The sequence below is a fragment of the Pseudomonas sp. XK-1 genome, assembly GCF_038069885.1.
Classification (GTDB): domain Bacteria; phylum Pseudomonadota; class Gammaproteobacteria; order Pseudomonadales; family Pseudomonadaceae; genus Aquipseudomonas.
The window spans coordinates 203,285-224,195 of the sequence record NZ_JBBPES010000008.1 but is presented as its reverse complement, the minus strand read 5'-3'; the positions used below and the strand labels follow the sequence as shown (position 1 = coordinate 224,195).

Sequence of the window (20,911 nt, the reverse complement as noted above, 5' to 3'; positions counted from 1 at the left end):
TGTCTCGACGGCCCAGCGCTGTAACTGGGTCAGTTTCTCCGGCGTGCGTGCCTGGCAGCGCTGAGCCGCCAGCAAGGCCGCTCGCGAACCGTGGATAAATAGCGTGCGCACATAGATATTGCCCTTGCAGCTAATCCGCCCAAGCCGTCGGCGTTCGCCACTGCTGTATTCGTTCGGGGTCATGCCCAGCCAGGCGCTCAGCTGGCGGCCGCTGGCAAAGCGCTCAGGTTTGCCGACCGCCGCTGTCAGGGCGCTGGCCGTCAGCAGGCCAATACCACTGACTTCATCGAGTTTGCGCACCACTTCATCGTCAGCGTGCCAGCGCTTGAGCTGCTGTTCGCACTCGGCCATGCATTGTTCGTACAGGTTTATTTCCGCCAGGACGATATGCAGCTGATGGCTCAAGGGTGCCAGTTCTGCTCGATCAACCAACTCGTGGGCGGCACGTATGAAGGCGGCTGTCGAAGCAGGGGCTTCGATACCCGCCTCGCGCAGGATGCCGCGCAACAGATTGATGCGCTGGGTGCGGCTTTTCTTCCAGGTCTCGCGCAGCCCGTGCAGTTGCTGCAGCAGCTGCTGCTCGTGGGTTTTCACCGGCACCGGATAAATATCCTTGCAGCGCGACGCTTCCAGCATCGCATCACAATCGTTACGGTCGGTCTTGTTGCGCCGGCGATAGGGACGCACATAGCGCGCATGAATCAGCGTCACCCGATGCCCCAAGGATTGCGCTACGCGCCCCCAGTAGTTGGCCGTGCCACAGGCCTCCATCACCCACTCGACCGGCTCGGCTTGCTCCTGTATATATCGCCTAAACGCCTCTCGGTTCAGCCGCTTGCGCTGCACCACCTGGCCAGAACGGACACTCTCGGCAACTTGGTAAACGGATTTGGCCAGATCAACTGCTATTCGCTTCATCACGACACTCCCAATTTCAGCCACCACTGTTCTTGGTATAGAACTGTGGCGCGGGGAGAGTCCATTACAGCACTCAAAGCGCTCACTTCGTTCGCTGGGACGGCGTTCCGCCGCCCCTTAGCTTAATCGTTAGGTAAGTGTCGTGGCAATTCTGCAAATCCTACTCATCATCGCGGCCATCATCTCGGGTATGACAACAGTTATTTTGCAAATTGCTGCGTTTACAAAGCGTGAAGACAAAGGCTTTTGGGGTGGCTACAACATATTAACTGGTTGGTTTTTGCTGTTCCCATACGGTGAAGGTGGCCTTCCAAAAACAGAATCTGCACTAGTTCTTTGGTGCCGGTTGACAGCAGTTTCCTCATTTGTATTTGGCTACTTAGCGGTGTTATGTAGAACTTAAATTGTGCAAATTCACCTAACTACAGGTTCAAGCCGTTCGCTTCGCTCACTCGGGACGGGCTAAAGCCCGCCCCTTAACCAAACGTTATGCGCCTCAAGTAAATTCGGAAATCAGGAACCAAAAAAATGGATGCCAAAACAACAGAATCAATAAATCCAGAATTGGATTTCCTCAACAAACTGAATAGAAGAAAAATAGCATTCATATTAATATCCATTGTTTTTATCCCATGCAGCGTAGCTCTTTCCTATGCAGATAAATCGCAGACCATCAAGTCGCCGCTTGTAGACATCTTGATGCTTATATCCCTTCTCGCTCCGGCTATACAAACATACCTACTAACATCAATGCTGTTCACAAAAACCAAGTCATTTTTCTTGGCCGCAGTTATGTTTTTTCCAACAATTATCCTTCAAATTGTAATTCTAATAAGTGTATGGGCGGGGATTAATCGAGCAACAGCCCTCAGGAAAAGCGCATAACAACTGGTTCAAACCGTTCGCTTCGCTCACTGGGACGGGCTAAAGCCCGCCCCTTAACCAAACGTTATATTTTTCACGAAGTCATTGGGTGCATGAGATGGCCAGAGTAAAGATGGGATCAAGTGTTACAGGCCACATGCCTATATGGCGTTATATTTCTCTGGACAAACTTGTAAATCTACTAGAAACCGAATCACTTTATTTCACACCACTCTCACTTTATGAAAAGTCTGATCCTTTCGAAGGCTATATGCCTAAAGTCGGGCTCGAAGCCTTGGCTAACCTCTTAGGGGCTTCCGACGATAAGCTTGAGCATATGCATGAACAGCTTAAGATAATGTCCGAAAACTCAAGAAACGCTGGAATAAACAACCCAAATGGCGAAGAGCTTCTTAAGCAATTTCGCATAAAACTTGATGCAAAAAAAGAACTATCTAAAGAAATATTCAACAAAACAACTAAAGGCATAACCGTAAACTGCTGGCATTACAACCTGTCCGAATCTGAAGCTATGTGGAAACTATATTCAGAAAATGGCAAAGGACTTGCCATAAAAACCAGTATAGCGTCACTCAAAAGCTCAATAGAATCCATTGAACAAGATTTATTAGTACACATAGGGCGCGTAAAATATCTTGATTTTTATGATGAAAATATTACTCCCAAAGACTGCGTTACCGACGGCCACTTATCTCCTCTTTTAAAACGCGCCTCATTTAGTCATGAAAACGAAATAAGGCTATTCACTGTCCCGGACATCGAATATGAGTCTCTGCACGAATTTGAGCCAACGGCAAAATCGGTAAAAATTAGCACCAATAAACTAATTGAGCAGATATACATATCTCCATATGCAGGCGAGCCTTTCTCCTCTAGCGCCATAGCAATATGCAAAAAATATGGAATTAATCCAGAGCTAATAATTGAATCAAAGCTATTAAGCGGTCACCAAGAGCTTCTGGATATCCTTGCCACAAGAAAAATATAACAACTGGTTCAAATCGCTCGCTTCGCTCACTGGGACGGGCTAAAGCCCGCCCCTTAACCAAACGTTAGGGTCACCGATGCAGTCCATCCCTCTACCCTTAATTCTTATATTTATTGCAATAATTGTACTTATAGTTATTGACACAGGAATTCGACGCCGCGCAGAACGCAGGCAAAATGCTTGGCAGTGTGTTCGTTGCGGCACATCATTAGCGGGTAAACCGGCAGCGCGACTCAAAGTAACTGGCAGCGAATTTGGCTATTATGGTAGCGCCTGCATTAAATGCGTGAAGCGCTCAAACCGCATCTGGCTAGTCACATCCATTATTATTGCAATCTGCTTCATAGCAACCTTTGCAATCCTTTGGCTAAACTAGCCCCTAACAACTGTATATGGACTCTCCACACAAGTAGTGAGCAAGGCTTTGCTTTTGCATCTGTCGTCAGCGCGGTTGCATTCGTATATCCGGCCTGTAGTGGGCACTACCGCCCTGGCCATTCTGTAGTTCGCGCAGCGGGGGCCAAGCGTTCAATCGATCACACAGATCATCATTGTTATCGGCCTTATTCCGCTGCAGGACTCGCCTGTTTCGACAGTGCTGCTGCTCACCACAACCACAAGAAAACCATCACGCCTTCCTGATTACCCCCGCCGTCAGGCGGGCTTTGAGCTCTGCCAATTGCCATTGAACCGCCGCTCGTGACACCACACGGCCCAGCAGATCCGTACCAGTTTGTTAGACTCACCTATCAGATACCGGTGATCAGCAAATCAAGAGCAGCAATTATTTCATTACGCTGTGCTGAAAGGTCGGCAACTTGAGTGCCGAGTTGTTTCTTAGCGATACCGGCCAGTTGCGGAGTCACCATCACGTACTGTTGGTCATCAATTTCAAACATTGGCGTAAGGGTTCTGAGCGTTTTTCCTTTCATGGCGGTAGCCGTGTAGAGAGGTACTACAACCCTCGTGCCAAGCTCGGCAATCAGGTCGCTTTGCACATCAAGCAGGAAGGGCACTGCAGCCTTTGTGGCGGCGTTTGTGTTCTTGTGTACTGCGAACTGAGGCATCAGAAGCTCCGTAGGCCGTCGCTGAACACGCCTTGAGCTTCCACATGTTCGTTGTAGGCATTGATGGCTTGCTGATTCTCGGCCAGCCATTGTTCGCGCTGTTTCTTCTTCAGGGCCTCAGCCAGAGCCTGCTCTAATGTCGCGGAGAGGTTAATATCCAAGTCCTTGGCTTTATTGAGCAAGTCACCGTTAACGCTGAGGTTGGCAGCTCGTTTGGGGGCATTGGGGTTGTAGGCAGCAAGCATGGGCATTCCCTCCTGGGTGTTCATGCGCAGATGGTATGCGCATACAGGCTTGCGGTCAAAGGTGCGCCTAACAACTGTATATGGACTCTCCCTCGGCGGCTGGCAATGATGTCGCTGCTTAAGCCATGACAATCGCCGCTAACTCAACCTACGGGCTCCCCCTGGTGCGCACGGCGCACCCTACCCGGCTCCACGGGCATCGCGCTTTTGCTCCATAGGATGTGCGGGGCCGCCTAGGCCTTGCGCACCAGGCGTTTACGACGGCTGCCGAGCCCATTCACTGATCGTAAAGAAAGCTGTCGTCGAGCTGATCAGCCCCGCTGACTGTCACGTCCAGGTCGTTGACCAGGCCATCGGTCAGTCCGTAGATCCAGCCGTGCACGGCCAGGGGTTGGCCGCGTTTCCAGGCGTTCTGCACGATGGTGGTGTGGCAGACGTTGCGCACCTGGCGCTGCACGTTTAGCTCGCACAGCAGATTGACCTGCTCTTCCGCTGCCAAGCCGCGAAAGCGTTCCAGGTTCTGGTGATAGAGCGCCTTGAGCGCACGTAGCCAGTTGTCGATCAGCCCCAGCGCTTCATGGCCCAGGGCCGCGCGCACGCCGCCGCAGCCGTAGTGGCCGCAGACGATCACCTGTTTGACCTGCAGCACATCCACCGCGTATTGCAGCACCGAGAGAAAATTCATATCGGTGGCCACCACCATATTGGCCACGTTGCGGTGCACGAACAGCTCGCCGGGCATCAGGCCAACTACCTCGTTGGCCGGTACCCGGCTGTCCGAACAACCGATCCAGAGGAACTCCGGCCGTTGCTGGCGGGCCAGGCGGGCAAAGAACTCGGGTTCGCGGGCCTTGAGTGACTCTGCCCAGAAGCGGTTATTGGCCAACAGTTGTTCTACGTCCATAGCGGCTCCCGATCTCCCCTGCGACAGCAAGGGCATGGCGCAGGATAGCCATGCTCCGCCCGAGGCAGAATTGTCGGCGGTCAAGAAGCGCTCAGCCTGCCTCCTCTTTATCGCACTGCCTCTAAAGAGGTAGTGCCGAGGAGGAATGTTGCCGCCCGGCAGGCACGCCTAAGATGCTGCCTACTGAGGTGAACCATGCTGAGCGACATTACTACCCTGGCCATCCTGCGCGAGCATCCGCTGTTCGACAGGCTACCCGACAGCGCTTTTCAGGAAGTCGGCAACCTGGCGAATCATCGACGCTTGCACAGCCTCGATGTCCTGTTCCATCAGGGCGATCTGGCGGAGCGTTTCTACCTGCTGCTGGAGGGACAGATCATCCTGACCCGCGTGTTGCCGGAAGGTAACGAAAAGCTGGTCGAGGTGATTCAGCCGGGGCAGATCTTTGCCGACTCCCTGCTGTTCTGCGACAGCCGCCACTACCCGGTCACCGCCAGTGCGCTGAAACCCAGCTGCCTGGTGAGCATCGACGGTGCCCATTACCGTCACCTGCTGGAAGGCCAACCGAGCATCTGCCTGAAACTGCTGGCCAGTTTCAGTACCCGCTTGGACCAGCGTCTGGCTGAAATCGACACCCTGGCCGTGGCCAATGCCAGCCGCCGGGTGGTGCGCTACCTCTGCCAGGAACAGGAGGCCGGTAATGGTCAGATCAAGCTCAGCGTGCCGAAACGCCTGATCGCCTCGCAGCTGGGGATCCAGCCGGAAACCTTCTCGCGCATTCTGCATCGGCTGATCGATGCCGGGCTGATCGCCATGGAGCGGCGCAATATCCGCATCATCAACACACCGCGGCTGGCCAGCTACTGCGAATAAGCGAAGCCGCCTAGCCCTGATGGGCAGTGCGGCTCTGTCCATCGTTCAGCCATCAATGTCTTAAGCTCGCCACATCATCGCAATCACACGTTAGGCGTAGTCGCTCACGTAACCACTTCGGCCTTGGCCTGCGTCGCGGGTATGGCAACCGCCTCGCCCAGTGCGCAGATCAACTGCCATAGGCGCGGCGGCAAGCCGTCGGGGTCGAGGCTGTCGAGCAGGTTCTTGATGCCCAGGCCGAGGTCGGTGTCGCCTTCGATCATCAGCCGGCGGCGGAAGAACAGGGTGTCGGGGTCCTCCTGACGGCTGGCCAGCAGGAGGAACTCGCGCCAGTTGCCGCGGATGCAGACATCCACCGGTGCCTCGGCGGCGATGCGCAGGCCGCTCTGGTCGCGGGTCAGGCACCAGGCCAGCTGCAGATCGCTGATTTCCAGACGCAGCCAGCGGCCCTGCAGCAGGTCGAATTCACCCTCCGCCAGGGGCTCGGCAAACAGCCGGGCAATGACCTTCTCCAGCACCAGACGCTGCAGCGAGAACGGCACATGGCGGCCCAGAGGCAAGAGTGGCGGCGCGACCCGCATGGCCAGGCGGGCAAAGGTCTTCATAGCACCACCTCGTCGCCGCGCAGCATGCCGGGGCGGCCGTGCCAGTAACCGTTGCAGCCTTCCACCGCCAGAGGTGGCAGCGCGCCGCAGCGCACCGTATCGAAGGCCGCAATGACCCCGGCCATGCCCTCGGCGCGCGGGCTCAGGCGCAGCAGATCGGCACCGGCTGCGGCCAGTTGCGCATAGTCGGCAAGCAGGTTGTTGACCTTGGCCGACATGGTCTGGATGCCGTTGAGGGTAAACAGGGGCTCGCCCTCCTGGCTGTGCAGCACGATACCTTCAGGGAAACTCTCGCAGCAGATCTGGCAGTCGTCCTTGGGCCGGTTTTCCGCGCGGGCGGTGAAGCAGCGCGCCGAATAGGCCAGGGGTAGATGCCCGTAGGCGAACAGCTCCACCTGCGGCCGCGCCAGGCCGAGGCTGTCGAGTTGCTCCAGGGTGTTGCGGATCAGCGCGCCGGAGCATTCGACCGGCGGCACCCAGCGTTGCAGGCCGCAATCGATCAACTCGGCCAGGGCATAGCCGTTATACAGGTTGAGGGCGGGGCCGGCGACGAAGGGCAGCTTGCGCTCGCGCAGCAACTGCACCGCGCCCATATCGTTGGCCTCCACCAGCAGTTCGCCGTTGTCGCACAGGCGCTTCAGGCTCGACAGTTCGGACGCCGCCTCAACCAGCGCCAGCCCCGACAGCACCAGTTCGGCGTGGGTGCATTCGCCCAGCTCGCGGGCCAGGCCGAGCCAGTCATCCAGGCCGAGGGCGCGGCGCTTGGAGCACACCGTCTCGCCCAGGTAGATGACATCGAGGGGCTGCTCGGCCATTTCGGCATAGAAATCCAGCAGTTTTTCGCGATTCCAGTAGAACAGGACGGGTCCCAGACTGAGCTTCATGATGATCTCCTCATTGCCAGGAACGGTGGTAGGCACCCAGGGTGGTCTGGCTGCCCTCGGACAGGCTGTCCAGTGCGCTGCGCCACTGCGGCTGTACCGCATAGGTCTGCGGCGCATGAGCGTAGGCATCCAGCGCCGAGCGCCAGACCCGGGTGACCTGCTCGACATAGGCCGGGCTGCGCTGGCGTCCCTCAATCTTCACCGCCGTCACGCCGATGGCGGCGAGCTGCGGGATCAGATCGAGAGTGTTGAGGCTGGTCGGCTCTTCCAGGGCATGGAAGCGCTTGCCATTGACCAGAAAGCGGCCCTTGCACAGGGTCGGGTAACCGGCCGACTCATCCTTGCCATAACGGTCGATCAGCACGCCGTTGAGGCGCGAGCTGAGCCCCTCGGCATCTTCCTGCCAGCGCACCGCCTTGGCCGGCGAACAGACGCCACACAGGTTGGGCGATTCGCCGGTGAGGTAGGACGACAGATGGCAACGGCCCTCGGCCATGATGCACAGGCTGCCGAAGGCGAACACCTCGATCGGCACCGGACTCTTCTCCGCCACCTGACGCACCTGGGCCAGCGACAGCACCCGTGGCAACACCGCGCGGCGGATGCCGTAGCGCTGCTGATAGAGCGCTAGAGCGGCGGCATTGGTGGCCGAGCCCTGCACCGACAGGTGCAGGTTGAGGTCCGGGTGGCGACGGCTGGCATAGGCCAGTACCCCCGGATCGGCGGCGATCAGCGCATCCACCCCCAGCGCCGCGGCCTGGTCGACCGCCCGCTGCCAGCGCGCCCAGCCGTCGGGCTGGGCATAGGTATTGACCGCGATATAGAGCTGCCGGCCCTGCTCACGGATCAGCTGCAGGCCGCTGTCCAGTTGCTTGTCGTCGAGGTTCAAGCCGGAGAAATGGCGGGCATTGGTGTCATCGCGAAAACCGACATAGACGGCGTCGGCACCCTGCCGAACCGCGGCCTTGAGGGCAGGCAAGCTGCCTGCTGGGCAAACCAGTTGCATGAAAACTCCTTCCGGGCGGAATACTGTCGGGCACTTTAGGGGGTGGCTGCGGGCTAGGCCTTGATCGCGGTCAACAAGCCCCGACTCGCCAGGTGGCCATCGCAGCTATCGGCGTGTGGATACCTGTAGGAGATCCCCCGTCGTCCAGACGCCGTGCTGTCGCGCAGCAAACTGGGGGACTCAAGGATCGAGACCGTAGGACGGGGCGGGCCGCGTAGGTCAGGTGCTCGCAAATTGACCTGCTGCCAGCCGAACAAATGCGCCGTAACCCATCATCGATACTCGCCCTGCTAACGGGTAAAGGCATAAACCACCCGATGGGTATCGCTGCGCTCAACACCATCCTACGGTTACTGGCTCCTACAAGATCTCGTACAGATTTCAATATAAAAACAATGGGCTATTTTCAGTTTGATAAGAGCGGGCCAATCAATGCAGCAGCGCACTAAACGGCAGGTAGTCGAGCAGATCGCCCTCCTCCAGGGTCTGGCCGATCTCGACCAGCGCCAGGCCGTCGGCCCAGCAGGCCGAGGTGAGCATGGCCGAGCCCTGCTGCGGGTGCAGGCATACGCGCAGCTGACCGTCCTGCTGCTCCAGCCGCGCACGCAGGTACTGGCGGCGGCCGTTGGCTTTGCGCCAGGCGAAGCCGGCAGGCAGGCGCAGCGGCTGCGGCACGACGTCCTGGCAGCCCTGGGCGCGCAGCAGAAAAGGCCGCGCCACCACCAGCGCGGTGATCAGGGCCGCCGCCGGGTTGCCCGGCAAGCCGATCCAGGGTTTGCCGCCCACTTCGCCGAAGGCCAGCGGCTTGCCCGGCTGGATCGCCAGACGCCACAGGTGCAACTCGCCCAGTTCGCGAATCGCCTGTTTGAGGTGATCTTCCTCGCCGACCGATACGCCTCCGGAGGTGATCAACATGTCCCATTCCGAGGCCGCCAGGCTCAGGGCATCGCGACTGGCCGCCAGTTCGTCGGCCATGATCTCGTAATCGTGAACCTCCAGGCCCAGGCTGCTCAGCACGCCCGCCAGGCTATAGCGGTTGGCGTTGTAGATTTGCCCGGGCTGCAGCGCCTCACCCGGCTCGCGCAGCTCGTTGCCGCTGCTGAGCAAACCGACGCGCAAGCGCCGATAGACCGCCACCCGGTCGACGCCGAAACTGGCCAGCAGGCCCAGCTCCTGAGGGCGCAGGCGCTGCCCCGCGCTGAGCACCTGAGTGCCGGCAGCCAGTTCCTCGCCACGCCGACGCACATGCTCGCCGCCCTGTACCGGCGGCAGCCAAACCCGGCCCTCATCGAGCCGGCATTGCTCCTGCATCACCACGCTGTCGGCCCCCGCTGGCAAGGGTGCACCGGTGAATATGCGCACCGCATGGCCGGCGGGCAGCGCCTGCGCCGCCGTATCACCGGCGGCGATGCGTCCGGCCAGTGGCAGGCAACCACCGGCGGCCGGCAGATCGGCGGCGCGCAGGGCATAACCGTCCATTGCGCTGTTGTCCCAGGCCGGCACCGCGAAAGGTGCCTGCAGCGGCTCGGCCAGCACCCGACCGAGCGCCTGGCCCAGGGCGACCCGTTCCACGGATGGCGGTGCCGGTGCCCGCGCCAGCAGTTCGGCGATGGCCTGATCAACTGGGCGCAGGTTACTCCCGGCGCAGCCGCAGGCGCTCATGAGCGGGCTCCACAGAACGCGGCTGGTGGCTGATCGGCCAGGCGCTTGAGGTGGGCGACGAAGTTGCAGGGGCCGGTACGGCTGTCCAGTTGCTCGCGCAGGATCTTCTCCCAGGCCGTGCGGCAGGCGTTGGGCGAACCGGGCAGGCAGCAGATCAGCACGCCATTGCTGATCCCGGCCACAGCACGCGACTGCAGGCTGGAAGTGCCGATCTCCGCCAGCGAGACCTGGCGAAACAGTTCGCCGAAACCATCGACCTGCTTGTCCAGCAAGGGCGCGACGGCTTGCGGGGTATTGTCCCGCGCGGTGAAACCGGTGCCGCCGGTGATCAGTACCACCTGCACCAGCGGGTCGGCGATCCAGGCACAAAGCCGCGCGCGGATCTGCCAGATATCGTCGATTACCAGCGCCCGCTCGACCAGCGCATGACCGGCCGCCTCCAGCCCCTCGATCAGGGTCTGCCCCGAGGTATCGGTGGCCAGCGTGCGGGTGTCGCTGACGGTCAGGACGGCGATGCGTAATGCCTGGAAATCGGTGCTGGACAGATGAGCCATGCTGGAAGTCTCCATAGAATGTCTGGCCGCAGACTGCACCGGTACTTTGCTACAGCCCATTCCTCGTTGGAGGTATGCCCCAGGGAGCAGAGCGTCTTGCGCAGGCCTCAACGCCTTATTGCCTGGGGTTTTGTGCGGTGGTTGTAGCGACTGCGACCCAGGGTCGCAGCCGGCTAAACCGCCTGGGAAACGGATTGCATACGCGGAGTACCGCTGTAGCGATCAAACAACCGGCACACCGAATGCACCAGCAAACGCCCGGCCGGGGGGATGGCGATAGCGGCCTCGTCGAGGCGGATCAGGCCATCACGCTGCATCTGCTCCAGAGCCGGCCAGATGTCGGCGAAATACGCACGAAACACCACCCCGAAACGCGCCTCGATGCGCCGCATGTCCAGGCCGAAGTCACAGATCAGGCGCTCGATCACCTCGCCGCGCAGCCGCTCGTCAGGGCCACAGCGAAAGCCGCGCCAGGTGGCCAGCTGGTCGCTGTCGAGCCGGGCCTGATAACCCTGCAGATCGCGGCTGTTCTGCACGTAGAGGCCGTCGATCTGGCTGATGGCCGCGACGCCCAGGCCGATATGGTCGCAGCCCGCGTGCTGACTGAAGCCCTGGCAATTGCGCTGCAAACTGGCGTTTTCCTGGGCGATGACCAGGTCATCGTCCGCCAGGGCGAATAGGCCCATGCCGACATAGCGATAGCCCGCCAGGCTGAGCTGTTCGACGCATTGGCGCTGCATGGCCAGCTTGTCCTCACGGGCGGCCAGGCCACTGGCGGCAAAGCGCCCAAGCGGTCGATAGCGCTGCGGTGGATCGGCATAGTCGAAGACCGTCACCCGGTTCGGCTGCAGTTCGATAATGGCCGCCACCTTGCGCGCAAAACTTGCCCGGGTTTGCCAGGCCCGGCCGTAGCCGATATCGATATTCACCGAGCGGTAGTTGAGCGCACGGGCGGCATCGATCAGCGAGCGGATTTGCCGTGGGTCCTGCCAGGCCAGGGCTGCGCCACTGGCCGCGGCGATATCCGGCACGCCGATACTGACGTGGTTGAAGCCCAGCTCGCGCAGCCGGCCCATGGTCGCCCAATCCGAGTGGGGCAGCTGGATATCGATGCCGTAGTCGCCCTCGTCGTAATCGAGAAAATGCAGGCGTTGGCGCAGATGAGCGATCAACCTGTGCAGCTGCTCGGCGCTGGGCGTGCTGCCGCCCGCCAGATGAAACTGCTCGACGCGCTGCTGCGGCCCCAGGTGGCAGCCGATCATCTCGACTTCCCGCTCCAGGCGCGCCAGATAGGCGGCGAAGGTACTCGGCGAATGCTGGCCAAACGGCAACTGCACGGCCAGCGACAACGGGCGCTGAGCTTGCCGGCTGCTGCGCAGGGCGCGCAGCAGATCCAGCGAGCCTATGCCGCGATGAAAGGCGGTGGGATCGGGATAGCAGCTATGGCTGACATCGCCATGGGCGTAACGACCGAGCAGTTTGCTGTCCCAACTGATGGCTTTCCGCATCTGGCTTTCCCCCTATGACCGCGAGCCTCAGTGTCGGGGTATCGCCGGCAAACCTCATTGACCTGAATCAACCGCGGAGAAAGCCATGGGCTGCTGGCAAGCGGGCTCGCTCAAGTCATCCCGAGGTTTAGCCCGGCAGGACAACAGGCTTGCCGTGGGAGGCACTGCGCCTTGATCGCGATGGCTCCGGGCCAGTCACTTCAAACCCAGGCGCCGAGCCAGTTTGTGCAGGTTGCTCGGGTCGAGGTCGAGCAGGCGCGCCGCGCTGGCCCAGTTGTCGGCGCATAGCTCCAGGGCTTGCAGGATGCTCTGGCGCTGACAGGCTTCGACCGCCTCGCGCATCGAACAGGCGGCAGGTACAGACGCGCCCTGCTGCTCCAACGGTGCGCTGGCAGGCGGTAGGTGAACGCAGTTGTCGAGGTCGAGCAGGTCCGGTTCCAGGGTCAGAATCTGCGTGCGGCTGGCACCGCGGCTAAGCAGCTTGAGGGCCGCGCGACTGATCACATGCTCCAGTTCGCGCACATTGCCCGGCCAGGCATAGGCCAGCACGGCGCGCTCTGCCGCGGGCGACAGGCGCATGCTGCGCAAGCCCAGGCGTGCGCGATTGAGTTCGAGAAAGTGCCCGGCCAGCATCAGCACATCGTCGCCGCGCTCGCGTAACGGCGGAATAGGCACCGGGTAAACCGACAGGCGATGATAGAGGTCGGCGCGGAAGAGCCCGTCGCGAATGCTGTCCGGCAGGTGGCGATTGGTCGCGGCGATGATGCGCACGTCGACATGCAGCGGCTTGTCCGCGCCCAGGCGCTGGATCTCGCCATTCTGCAGGGTGCGCAACAGCTTGGCCTGCACGCTGAGCGGCAACTCGCCCACCTCGTCGAGCAGCAGGGTGCCGCCATTGGCCGCATCGAAGCGCCCGGGACGATCGCTGCTGGCACCGGAGAACGCCCCTTTGACATGGCCGAACAGTTCGCTTTCGGCCAAGGACTCGGGCAGCGCTGCGCAGTTGACCTGAATCAGCGGCTTGTTGCGCCGCCGTGACAGACGATGCAGGTGACGGGCAAACAGCTCCTTGCCCACCCCGGTTTCGCCCAGCAACAGCACCGGCAACTCCGAGTCGGCGACCACTTCCAGCTCGCTCAGCAGCTGGCGGATAGCCTGGCTGTGGCCGAGGATTTCGCTTTCCTCGGTAACCAGGGCGGCCGTCTGCACATCGCTGCGGGCCAGGCGCAGGCTGCGGTTTTCCTGTTCCAGGCGGGTCACCCGCACAGCCGCCTCGACCATCAGCACGTAGCGCTGCAGATCGCGCCGGGCCTTGCTGCCGAAGGTGCCGGCATGCAGGGCATCGAGGGTCAGCGCGCCCCACTGCTGGCCCTCGACGTACAGGCTCACGCCCATGCAGTCATGCACGGGCAAGGGCTCGCCGACATGGGCGTCGAGCAGGCCGTCATAGGGGTCCGGCAGGCGGCTATCGGGCTCGAACCAGGTCGGCTCGCGGGAAGCCATGATCGCCGCCAGCCGTGGGTGCTGGGCGATCACAAAACGCCGACCGAGCGCCTCATGCACCAGGCCCACGGCCGCCAGGGGGCGCAGGCTGTCGCCATCCAGACGCAACAACCCAACCGCGCCACAATTGAAGTGTTCGCGCAGGGTATGCACCAGCCGCTGCAGGCGCACGGCATTGGGCAGTTCGGTGATCAGATCGGCGAGCAGGCTGCTTTCCATCATGGTATTTATCACCCTAATTGGTCGATGGAACCCTAACAGATCAGGGTTCTATCGACCATGCGCACAATAAATACCTTGGTTTTCAAGCGATTGATCCTGGCACGGGTGTTGCCATTGACCCTTGAGTCCTCCATTCAAGGAAATCGCCATGAGTTCGACCCTTCTCGACCAGCCCCTGGGCAACCTGGCCTGCGAGATAGCCGGTGCCACCCGGGTATTTCACGCCTTCAATCTCGACTTCTGCTGCGGCGGGCACAAGAGCCTGCGCGAGGCGGCGGCCATGCGCGGCATCGAGCCCGAAGAAATCGCCGCCCAGCTCGACAGCCTGCAGGCCAGGGGCGCTGTGCAGCGGGACTGGCGCAGCGAGCCCTGCGCGGACCTGATCGAACATATTCTCAAGCGCTACCATGCCCGCCACCGCGAGCAACTGCCGGAACTGATCCGCCTGGCCCTGCGGGTCGAACAGGTTCACGGTAGCCGCGCCGATTGCCCGAACGGCCTGGCCGACCTGTTGCGCGACATGCAGCAGGAGCTGGAAAGCCACATGCTCAAGGAGGAGCAGATTCTCTTTCCCATGCTCCTGGGCGGTTACGCCAGGCAGGCCAGCGCCCCCATTGCGATGATGCGTTTCGAGCACGACCACCACGGCCAGGCACTGAGACAGATGGAAACCCTCACCCACGGGCTCACCCCACCGGAAGACGCCTGCAATACCTGGCGCGCGCTGTATCGCGGGCTGAATGAACTGCACGACGACCTGATGCAGCATATTCACCTGGAAAACAATGTGCTGTTCGTCGTCGACCCGGCTTAGCCGCCTGGCCGTTGTTGGTCGTGGCTATGGCATAGGCAAAGCCCCTGCAATCCGTGGCCGGGTCTTTTTCTTGGTTGTACCAATCATGTGTTGCAGGCAGCTTTTGTAGGGTGGGTGGCGCGCAACCAGGTTGGCGAAGCAACTGCGCGATCTGTGCGCCACGTAACCCACCAAGCGCTCTTCAGCTTGGCCACCGATGGAGGGTTACGGCGCAACTGAATTAAGCGTCGACGGATAGCTCGTGATCATGCGCCTAACCCACCCTACGAATCCTTGCTGGGCTGGCCCGCGCGCTGCAACGCATAACAGGTACAGAGCCTTTTTCTTGGCAATGACCTGTTACGCATGGCACGGCTTACGCTGGATAGTCCTGGGGAGAGGGGCTGATCATCAGGCTAGCGACCATGCCGACCGTGATGACCCAAATCCGAACCCTGCCTGCCCCCTCAAAGCGCTATCGCCAGCACGCTGCATGGCACCTGATAGAGCATATGTTCGGTGGTACTGCCCAGCAGTTTGTCCAGGCCCTTGCGTTGCACTCGGCCCATCACCAGCACATCGAGCCCCTCGCGTGCGGCGAACTCGGCCAGGGTGCGAATGGGTGGGCCCATGATGAAATGCCGGCGCTCGGCCGGCACCCCATAACGCTCCGCCAGCGTGGCAAAGGCGTCCGCCAGCGACTGGCGCAGCTCGTCGAGCATATCTACGCAAACCGCCGTCGCGGTGCCGGCCTCGGCAAGGAAGGCCGGCGACAGGTCGTAGGCGTGCAGCAGATGCAGTTCGGCATTGCACTGCAGGGCCAGGCCATTGGCCGTGGCGATGATTCGGCTGTTGAGTTCGTTGCGCTCCTCCTCCGGGGCCGCCGGGTCGACCGCCGCGCAGACCTTGAGCGGTAGCGGGTTGGCCGCCGCGCTGACCAGGTGCACAGGCACCGGGCACTCGCGCAGCAGGTGCCAGTCCAGCGGGGTAACGAAGGCGCGCTTGAGCGCAGGTTCATGCTGCAGGTCCTTGATCAACAGGTCGGCCGGCATCTCCGCGGCATGCAGGAGAATTTCCTTGAGCGGCTGGCGGGTCCAGAGCGCCTCGGCGGTCACCTGAATGCCTTTGCTCTGCAATAGGGCGACCTCGTCCTTGAGCCAGTCGCGGCGCTCCTGCAGGTAATCTTCGCGGGTCTGTTCCTGGATGCTCTTGTCCAGCAAAGGCAGCGTTGCGAAGGGTTCGACCAGGGCCAGGATATGCAGTGCCGCTCCGGTGCTCTGCGCCAGTGCGGCGGCGCGTTGCAGCGCCGGCGAATGGCGCATCTGCGGGTCGGCAATCAGTAGCAGGCGTTGATATTGACTCATGGGGCACCTCCGGGATGCTGATCAATCCGCGCCTGGCTGCCGGCGCATCCAACACACACAAAATGCGCCAGCCAGATGCGTGGAGTCTTGATGCATATCAAGACTCCACCGCCTGGGCCCGCAGGACGCGCCACGCGGCTTGACTGCACCGCGGAAAGGACGATGCTCAAGGCATATCTCCAACCTGGGAGCTGCGCCATGCCGACCGAGACACCTCTGATCTTCGCCCTGCACGGCAGCCAGGCCTATGCCCAGCGGGTGGCGCAGCGGCTCGGCTGGCAGCTGGCCGAGCACGAGGAACGCCTGTTCGAAGATGGCGAACACAAGAGCCGGCCCCTGCAGCCGGTCAATGGCCGTCAGGTGCTGGTGTTCCATTCACTGCATGGCGACGCCGAAGAGAGCGGTCACGACAAGCTCTGCCGCCTGCTGTTCTTCTGCGGCGCATTGAAAGATGCCGGAGCGCGCCGGGTGCAGGTGGTGGCCCCTTATCTGTGCTACGGGCGCAAGGAGCGCCGCACTGAGTTTCAGGACCCGATCATCACCCGCTATATGGCAGCCATGTTCGAGGCCTGCGGAGTGGACCGCTTGCTGACGCTGGAAGTGCACAGCGAGGCCGCCTTCGACAACGCCTTTCGTATCCCCAGCCACAACCTGTCGGGGGCGGAGCTGTTCGCCGAACACTTCGCCGCCGGGCTGGCGGGTGCCGAGGTGGTGGCGGTATCCCCCGATAGCGGTGGAATCAAGCGCGCCGAACTGTTTCGCCGGGCCTTGCAGCAACGCATCGGCCGACCGGTGGCCAGCGCCTATATGGCCAAACACAGGCGCAACGAAAGCGTCACGGACTCACTGCTGATCGGCGAGGTAAGGAACAAGACGGCGATTATCGTCGATGATCTGATCAGCACCGGCACCACCCTGCTGCGCGCCGCCGAGGCCTGTCAGGCTGCCGGAGCCAGGCAGATCTGGGCCGGAGCGGTACACGGCCTGTTCACCGGCGGCAGTGCCCTGCTCGACAGCCCGCTGCTGCAGCGGCTGGTGGTATTCGACACGGTTCCGCCCTTTCGCCTCGACCCTGCGTTGGTCGCCCAGCGCCTGGAGATACTCGATTCCAGCGCCGCGGTGGCGGCGCTATTGAGGGAGGAATACAGCTAGGCGCGCGTGCAGTCCGGGAATTGCTGCTGGTCAGCAAGCCGATCCCGGATTGCGCCTAGGCTTATCCGGGCTACGAGGTGTGCTTCGCAGGGTGGAGTTTTGTCCACCGCTGGCGGCTCTAGACCTGCAACAGCACCCGGCCGCGGCTCGGGCAGGTTTCCATATAGCGGTGGGCCGCCACCACTTCGTCAAAGGCGAACACCTTGTCGACCAGGGGTAACAGCAGGCCATCGGCGGTCAGCTGGTTGATGCCCTGCAGGGCCTTGGCCACTGCGGCCTTGTCCTGGGGAATGCCCAGTTCTTCCTTGCCGGTGAAGTTGCCGATGCAGTGGACGAAGAACTGGATGTTCTTCTGGAACGCGGCGCAGGCCGGGAACGGTGTTTCATTACCGCCCTGCAGATCGAACAGGATCAACCGCCCGCGCGGGGCCAGGGCATCGCCCAGCAGGCACATCTGCGGCCCGCCAAGGGCGTCCATCACCACATTGACGCCACGGCCATCGGTGAGTTTGCCGACCCGGCTGACCAGGTCCTGCTCCTCGGTGAGGATGATCTGGTCGGCCCCCAGTTGCTTGAGGAAATCGCTGTCTTCGGCATAGGCCGTGGCCGCGATTACATGGGCACCCAGGGCCTTGCCCATCTGCACGATATAGGGGCCCCAACAGCGGCTGGCGGCGGTAACCAGAACGGTCTCGCCGGGCTGCAGATTCGCCAGTTCGACAAAACCAAGCCAACCCACCAGCGATGGCACGTAGTGCACGCTCGCCTGTTGCGGGGTCAGATTATCCGGGTAGCGGGTCAGGGAGCTGCGTGGCAGCACCACCTGCTCGGCATAGGCCGGGTAGCGGTTGGCATTGTGCCCGGGAAAGCTGGCAACCCGGTCACCCACGCTCAGGTCATCGACCCCGGCACCGACGGCCAGCACCGTGCCGGCCAGTTCATGGCCCAGGCCCGCCGGCAACTGCGCCGCGGTATGGCCCAGGTTCTGCCGCCAGAGCACGTCGTACCAGCTGACACCCACGGCCTCCACGTCGATCAGCACTTCGCCAGCGCCGGGCGTGGGGGTCGAACGCTCTTCGATTTTAAGGACGTCGGCCTCGCCGAACTGATGAAAACGGATGATGCGGGACATAGCAAACCTCGTCGGTTGACCCTTTGGGTACGCGCAAAACCACTGTACTACTTTCTTGGCGTCCGCTTATGGCCACGGACTTTATCCGGGCTTTGCCTGCAATACCACCGCGCGGGGCTGATATTCACCATGCTTGTCGGTGATGATCCACGCGCCCTGCATCATTCGTATCCATGTATTGCCTGCCAGCTGCATTCGGCATTAGCCTGATACGCCTGCACTGAAGCGCCTCGCCTGAATGGACCCCGGATGAACCGTAACGACCTGCGCCGCGTCGATCTCAACCTGCTGATCGTCTTCGAAACGCTGATGCACGAGCGCAGTGTGACCCGCGCCGCGGAAAAACTCTTTCTCGGCCAGCCGGCCATCAGCGCCGCCCTCGCCCGCCTGCGCAGCCTGTTCGACGACCCGCTGTTCGTGCGCACCGGGCGCAGCATGGAGCCCACCGCGCGGGCCACGGAGATCGCCGCCCTGCTCTCGCCGGCGCTGGATTCGATCTCCACCGCGGTCAGCCGCGCCGCCGAGTTTCACCCGGCCACCAGCGATGCGGTGTTTCGCATCGGTCTGTCGGATGACGTCGAATTTGGCCTGTTGCCACCACTGATCAAGCGCCTGCGCGCCGAAGCGCCGGGAGTGGTGCTGGTGATTCGCCGTACCAACTATCTGCTGATGCCGTCCTTGCTGGCCTCTGGCGAGATATCCGTGGGCGTGGCCTATACCGATGAACTACCGGCCAATGCCAAACGCAAGGTGCTGCGCCGCAGCAAGCCGAAACTGCTGCGCGCCGATAGTGCGCCCGGGCCCCTCAGCCTGGATGATTTCTGCGCGCGGCCCCATGCGTTGGTGTCCTTTGCCGGCGACCTCGGTGGTTTTATTGATAGCGAGCTGGAGAAAATCGGCCGCAAGCGCCGGGTGGTGCTCGCCCTGCCCCAGTTCAACGGCCTCGGCACCCTGCTCTCCGGCACCGATATTCTCGCCACTGTGCCGGACTACACCGCCGCCGCCCTGACCTCCGCCGGCGGCGTACGCGCCGAGGAACTGCCTATTCCGGCGCAGACCTTCGAGCTGCATATGGCCTGGCGCGGTGCCCAGGACAACGACCCGGCGGAACGCTGGCTGCGCTCGCGCATCCAGATGTTCTGCGGCGATCCGGACAGCCTGTAGGCCCCAGACGCTTTGCTCACATACGGCTTTGTCGATACAAGCCTGCTTTCCATCATTCTGAGTGATAGATATCTTCGAATCGTTCGATTCGTCGCCTAAGCCCCGCCGCAGCAGACTCCGCCTCATCACTACACCCTCTGGCGGAAGCACACATGGAACAGTCCTCTAAAAACCTCTGGCATTTCCCCCTGGCTCTTGCCGCAGTGCTGGTACTGAGCGCCTGCGGCAAAGCGCCGGAAAGCGCGCAACAGATGCCGGCCGCACAAGTCAGCGTGGCCGAAGTTATCGAACAACCGATCAACGAATGGGACGAGTTTACCGGCCGCCTGGAAGCGCCAGAGTCGGTTGAAGTTCGCCCACGGGTGTCCGGCTTTATTGATCAGGTAGTCTTCGATGAAGGCCGCCTGGTGAAGAAAGGCGACCTGCTGTTCCAGATCGACCCACGGCCATTCCAGGCCGAGGTCAAACGCCTCGAAGCCCAGTTGCAACAGGCCCGCGCCAGCCAGGCCCGCACGCAAAGCGAAGCCAATCGCGGCGAGCGTCTGCGCCAGAGCAACGCCATCTCCGCCGAACTGGCCGATGCCCGCGCCAGCGCTGCGGCAGAAGCCAAGGCCGCGGTCGCCGGCATCCAGGCAGAACTGGATAACGCCCGCCTCAACCTCAGTTTTACCCGGGTTACCGCGCCGATTGATGGCCGCGTCAGCCGTGCGGAAATCACCGAAGGCAACCTGGTCAACGCTGGGCAAAGCCTGCTGACCACCCTGGTCAGCACCGACAAGGTCTACGCCTATTTCGATGCCGATGAGCGCGTATTCCTCAAATATGTCGAGCTGGCGCGCCAGGCCGGTGGCAAGACCCGCGATGCCAGCCCGGTGTACCTGGGCCTGTCCAGCGAAGAGGGTCATCCGCATCTGGGCGAGCTGGATTTTCTCGACAACCAGGTCAACCCGCAAACCGGCACCATCCGTGGCCGTGCGGTGTTCGATAACGCCGACGGGCGTTTCACGCCGGGCCTCTACGCTCGCCTCAAGCTGGTTGGCAGCAGCCAGTACGCCGCCGCGCTGATCAAGGACGAAGCAGTCGGCACGGACCTGGGCAAGAAGTTCGTCCTGGTACTCGATAAGGACAACGCCGTGCAGTACCGCGCCGTCGAGCTGGGGCCGAAGCTGGAAGGCCTGCGCATCGTGCGTCAGGGCCTTTCCAAGGGCGAGAAGATCGTGGTCAACGGTCTGCAGCGCGCCTTCCCCGGCTCCACGGTGGATCCGCAAAGCGTGCCCATGGCCGATGAGGCCACCCTCGCCCAACTGGCCCGCCTGCGCCAATCCGTGGAGAACCGTGATGCACCACGGGTCGCAAAACAAGACCTCAACAATGGCAAGCCGCGAGGCTGACAAGACGCCTTGGTGCGCGCAGCGCACCCTACCCGACCGTAGGGTGTGCGGGGCCGCCTAGGCCATGCGCACCAGCGCCCAAGGATTCTCA

21 protein-coding genes are annotated in these 20,911 nt (G+C 61.6%); 8 read left to right on the top strand and 13 right to left on the bottom strand.

Annotation, left to right across the window (positions count from 1 at the left end):
• The coding region (locus WMW70_RS20295; RefSeq protein WP_341439271.1) for an IS110 family transposase at positions 1-918 on the bottom strand (918 nt) is incomplete at its 3' end.
• A gap of 142 nt (positions 919-1,060) precedes the next feature.
• Between WMW70_RS20295 and WMW70_RS20290 the strand changes: the two genes are divergently transcribed.
• The 3 genes from WMW70_RS20290 (at position 1,061) to WMW70_RS20280 (ending at position 2,791) form a co-directional block, all read left to right on the top strand.
• Positions 1,061-1,321 carry a hypothetical protein gene (locus WMW70_RS20290; protein WP_341439270.1) on the top strand — a complete coding sequence of 87 codons (261 nt, stop codon included), beginning with the start codon at positions 1,061-1,063 and terminating at the stop codon, positions 1,319-1,321.
• A 125-nt stretch (positions 1,322-1,446) separates the two neighbouring features.
• Positions 1,447-1,803 (top strand): hypothetical protein, encoded by a 357-nt coding sequence (locus WMW70_RS20285; protein ID WP_341439269.1) that lies wholly within the window; start codon positions 1,447-1,449, stop codon positions 1,801-1,803.
• A 97-nt stretch (positions 1,804-1,900) separates the two neighbouring features.
• Positions 1,901-2,791, top strand: a complete 891-nt coding sequence (locus tag WMW70_RS20280; RefSeq protein ID WP_341439268.1) for a DUF2971 domain-containing protein — start codon at positions 1,901-1,903, stop codon at positions 2,789-2,791.
• 749 nt (positions 2,792-3,540) lie between these two features.
• Here the strand turns inward: WMW70_RS20280 and WMW70_RS20275 are convergent.
• The 3 genes from WMW70_RS20275 to can all read right to left on the bottom strand — a co-directional run bounded on the left by WMW70_RS20275 (position 3,541) and on the right by can (position 5,007).
• Positions 3,541-3,858: a CcdB family protein gene (locus tag WMW70_RS20275; RefSeq protein ID WP_341439267.1), complete on the bottom strand. Its 318-nt coding sequence runs from the start codon at positions 3,856-3,858 to the stop codon at positions 3,541-3,543.
• Positions 3,858-4,103 (bottom strand): type II toxin-antitoxin system CcdA family antitoxin, encoded by a 246-nt coding sequence (locus WMW70_RS20270; protein WP_341439266.1) that lies wholly within the window; start codon positions 4,101-4,103, stop codon positions 3,858-3,860. The genes WMW70_RS20275 and WMW70_RS20270 overlap by 1 nt, the downstream gene beginning before the upstream one ends.
• Positions 4,104-4,380: 277 nt before the next feature.
• On the bottom strand, positions 4,381-5,007 hold the full coding sequence (gene can, locus WMW70_RS20265; RefSeq protein ID WP_341439265.1) for a carbonate dehydratase: 627 nt from the start codon (positions 5,005-5,007) through the stop codon (positions 4,381-4,383).
• 195 nt (positions 5,008-5,202) lie between these two features.
• Here can and WMW70_RS20260 point away from each other — a divergent pair, with 195 nt between their 5' ends.
• Positions 5,203-5,880 carry a Crp/Fnr family transcriptional regulator gene (locus tag WMW70_RS20260; protein WP_341439264.1) on the top strand — a complete coding sequence of 226 codons (678 nt, stop codon included), beginning with the start codon at positions 5,203-5,205 and terminating at the stop codon, positions 5,878-5,880.
• Between the two features lie 104 nt (positions 5,881-5,984).
• On the opposite strand, the gene ubiT is transcribed toward WMW70_RS20260, so the two are convergent.
• The 7 genes from ubiT to norR form a co-directional block, all read right to left on the bottom strand.
• Positions 5,985-6,485: a ubiquinone anaerobic biosynthesis accessory factor UbiT gene (gene ubiT, locus WMW70_RS20255; RefSeq protein WP_341439263.1), complete on the bottom strand. Its 501-nt coding sequence runs from the start codon at positions 6,483-6,485 to the stop codon at positions 5,985-5,987.
• Entirely contained in the window at positions 6,482-7,369 is an 888-nt protein-coding gene (locus WMW70_RS20250; protein ID WP_341439262.1) for a U32 family peptidase, read from the bottom strand. Before WMW70_RS20250 ends, ubiT begins: the two co-directional genes overlap by 4 nt.
• A 10-nt stretch (positions 7,370-7,379) precedes the next feature.
• Positions 7,380-8,375 carry a ubiquinone anaerobic biosynthesis protein UbiU gene (gene ubiU / locus WMW70_RS20245; protein WP_341439261.1) on the bottom strand — a complete coding sequence of 332 codons (996 nt, stop codon included), beginning with the start codon at positions 8,373-8,375 and terminating at the stop codon, positions 7,380-7,382.
• A gap of 429 nt (positions 8,376-8,804) precedes the next feature.
• Positions 8,805-10,037 (bottom strand): molybdopterin molybdotransferase MoeA, encoded by a 1,233-nt coding sequence (locus tag WMW70_RS20240; protein ID WP_341439260.1) that lies wholly within the window; start codon positions 10,035-10,037, stop codon positions 8,805-8,807.
• Positions 10,034-10,591, bottom strand: a complete 558-nt coding sequence (moaB, locus tag WMW70_RS20235) for a molybdenum cofactor biosynthesis protein B (protein ID WP_341439259.1) — start codon at positions 10,589-10,591, stop codon at positions 10,034-10,036. The genes WMW70_RS20240 and moaB overlap by 4 nt, the downstream gene beginning before the upstream one ends.
• A gap of 173 nt (positions 10,592-10,764) precedes the next feature.
• Complete coding sequence (locus WMW70_RS20230) at positions 10,765-12,099, bottom strand: coproporphyrinogen III oxidase (RefSeq protein ID WP_341439258.1); 1,335 nt, start codon at positions 12,097-12,099, stop codon at positions 10,765-10,767.
• Positions 12,100-12,294: 195 nt separating this feature from the next.
• Positions 12,295-13,824 carry a nitric oxide reductase transcriptional regulator NorR gene (norR, locus tag WMW70_RS20225; RefSeq protein ID WP_341439257.1) on the bottom strand — a complete coding sequence of 510 codons (1,530 nt, stop codon included), beginning with the start codon at positions 13,822-13,824 and terminating at the stop codon, positions 12,295-12,297.
• A 148-nt stretch (positions 13,825-13,972) separates the two neighbouring features.
• Between norR and ytfE the strand changes: the two genes are divergently transcribed.
• Positions 13,973-14,638: an iron-sulfur cluster repair protein YtfE gene (gene ytfE / locus WMW70_RS20220; RefSeq protein WP_341439256.1), complete on the top strand. Its 666-nt coding sequence runs from the start codon at positions 13,973-13,975 to the stop codon at positions 14,636-14,638.
• A gap of 446 nt (positions 14,639-15,084) precedes the next feature.
• On the opposite strand, the gene WMW70_RS20215 is transcribed toward ytfE, so the two are convergent.
• On the bottom strand, positions 15,085-15,981 hold the full coding sequence (locus WMW70_RS20215) for a universal stress protein (RefSeq protein WP_341439255.1): 897 nt from the start codon (positions 15,979-15,981) through the stop codon (positions 15,085-15,087).
• Between the two features lie 198 nt (positions 15,982-16,179).
• Here WMW70_RS20215 and WMW70_RS20210 point away from each other — a divergent pair, with 198 nt between their 5' ends.
• Positions 16,180-17,133: a ribose-phosphate diphosphokinase gene (locus WMW70_RS20210; protein ID WP_341439254.1), complete on the top strand. Its 954-nt coding sequence runs from the start codon at positions 16,180-16,182 to the stop codon at positions 17,131-17,133.
• 118 nt (positions 17,134-17,251) lie between these two features.
• Here the strand turns inward: WMW70_RS20210 and WMW70_RS20205 are convergent, their stop codons facing one another.
• Entirely contained in the window at positions 17,252-18,265 is a 1,014-nt protein-coding gene (locus WMW70_RS20205; protein WP_341439253.1) for a zinc-dependent alcohol dehydrogenase family protein, read from the bottom strand.
• Between the two features lie 249 nt (positions 18,266-18,514).
• Here WMW70_RS20205 and WMW70_RS20200 point away from each other — a divergent pair, with 249 nt between their 5' ends.
• Entirely contained in the window at positions 18,515-19,429 is a 915-nt protein-coding gene (locus tag WMW70_RS20200) for a LysR family transcriptional regulator (protein WP_341439252.1), read from the top strand.
• Positions 19,430-19,581: 152 nt separating this feature from the next.
• Positions 19,582-20,820, top strand: coding sequence for a multidrug efflux RND transporter periplasmic adaptor subunit MexE (gene mexE / locus WMW70_RS20195; RefSeq protein ID WP_341439251.1), 1,239 nt, complete (start codon positions 19,582-19,584; stop codon positions 20,818-20,820).
• The last annotated feature ends 91 nt before the right edge of the window (positions 20,821-20,911 follow it).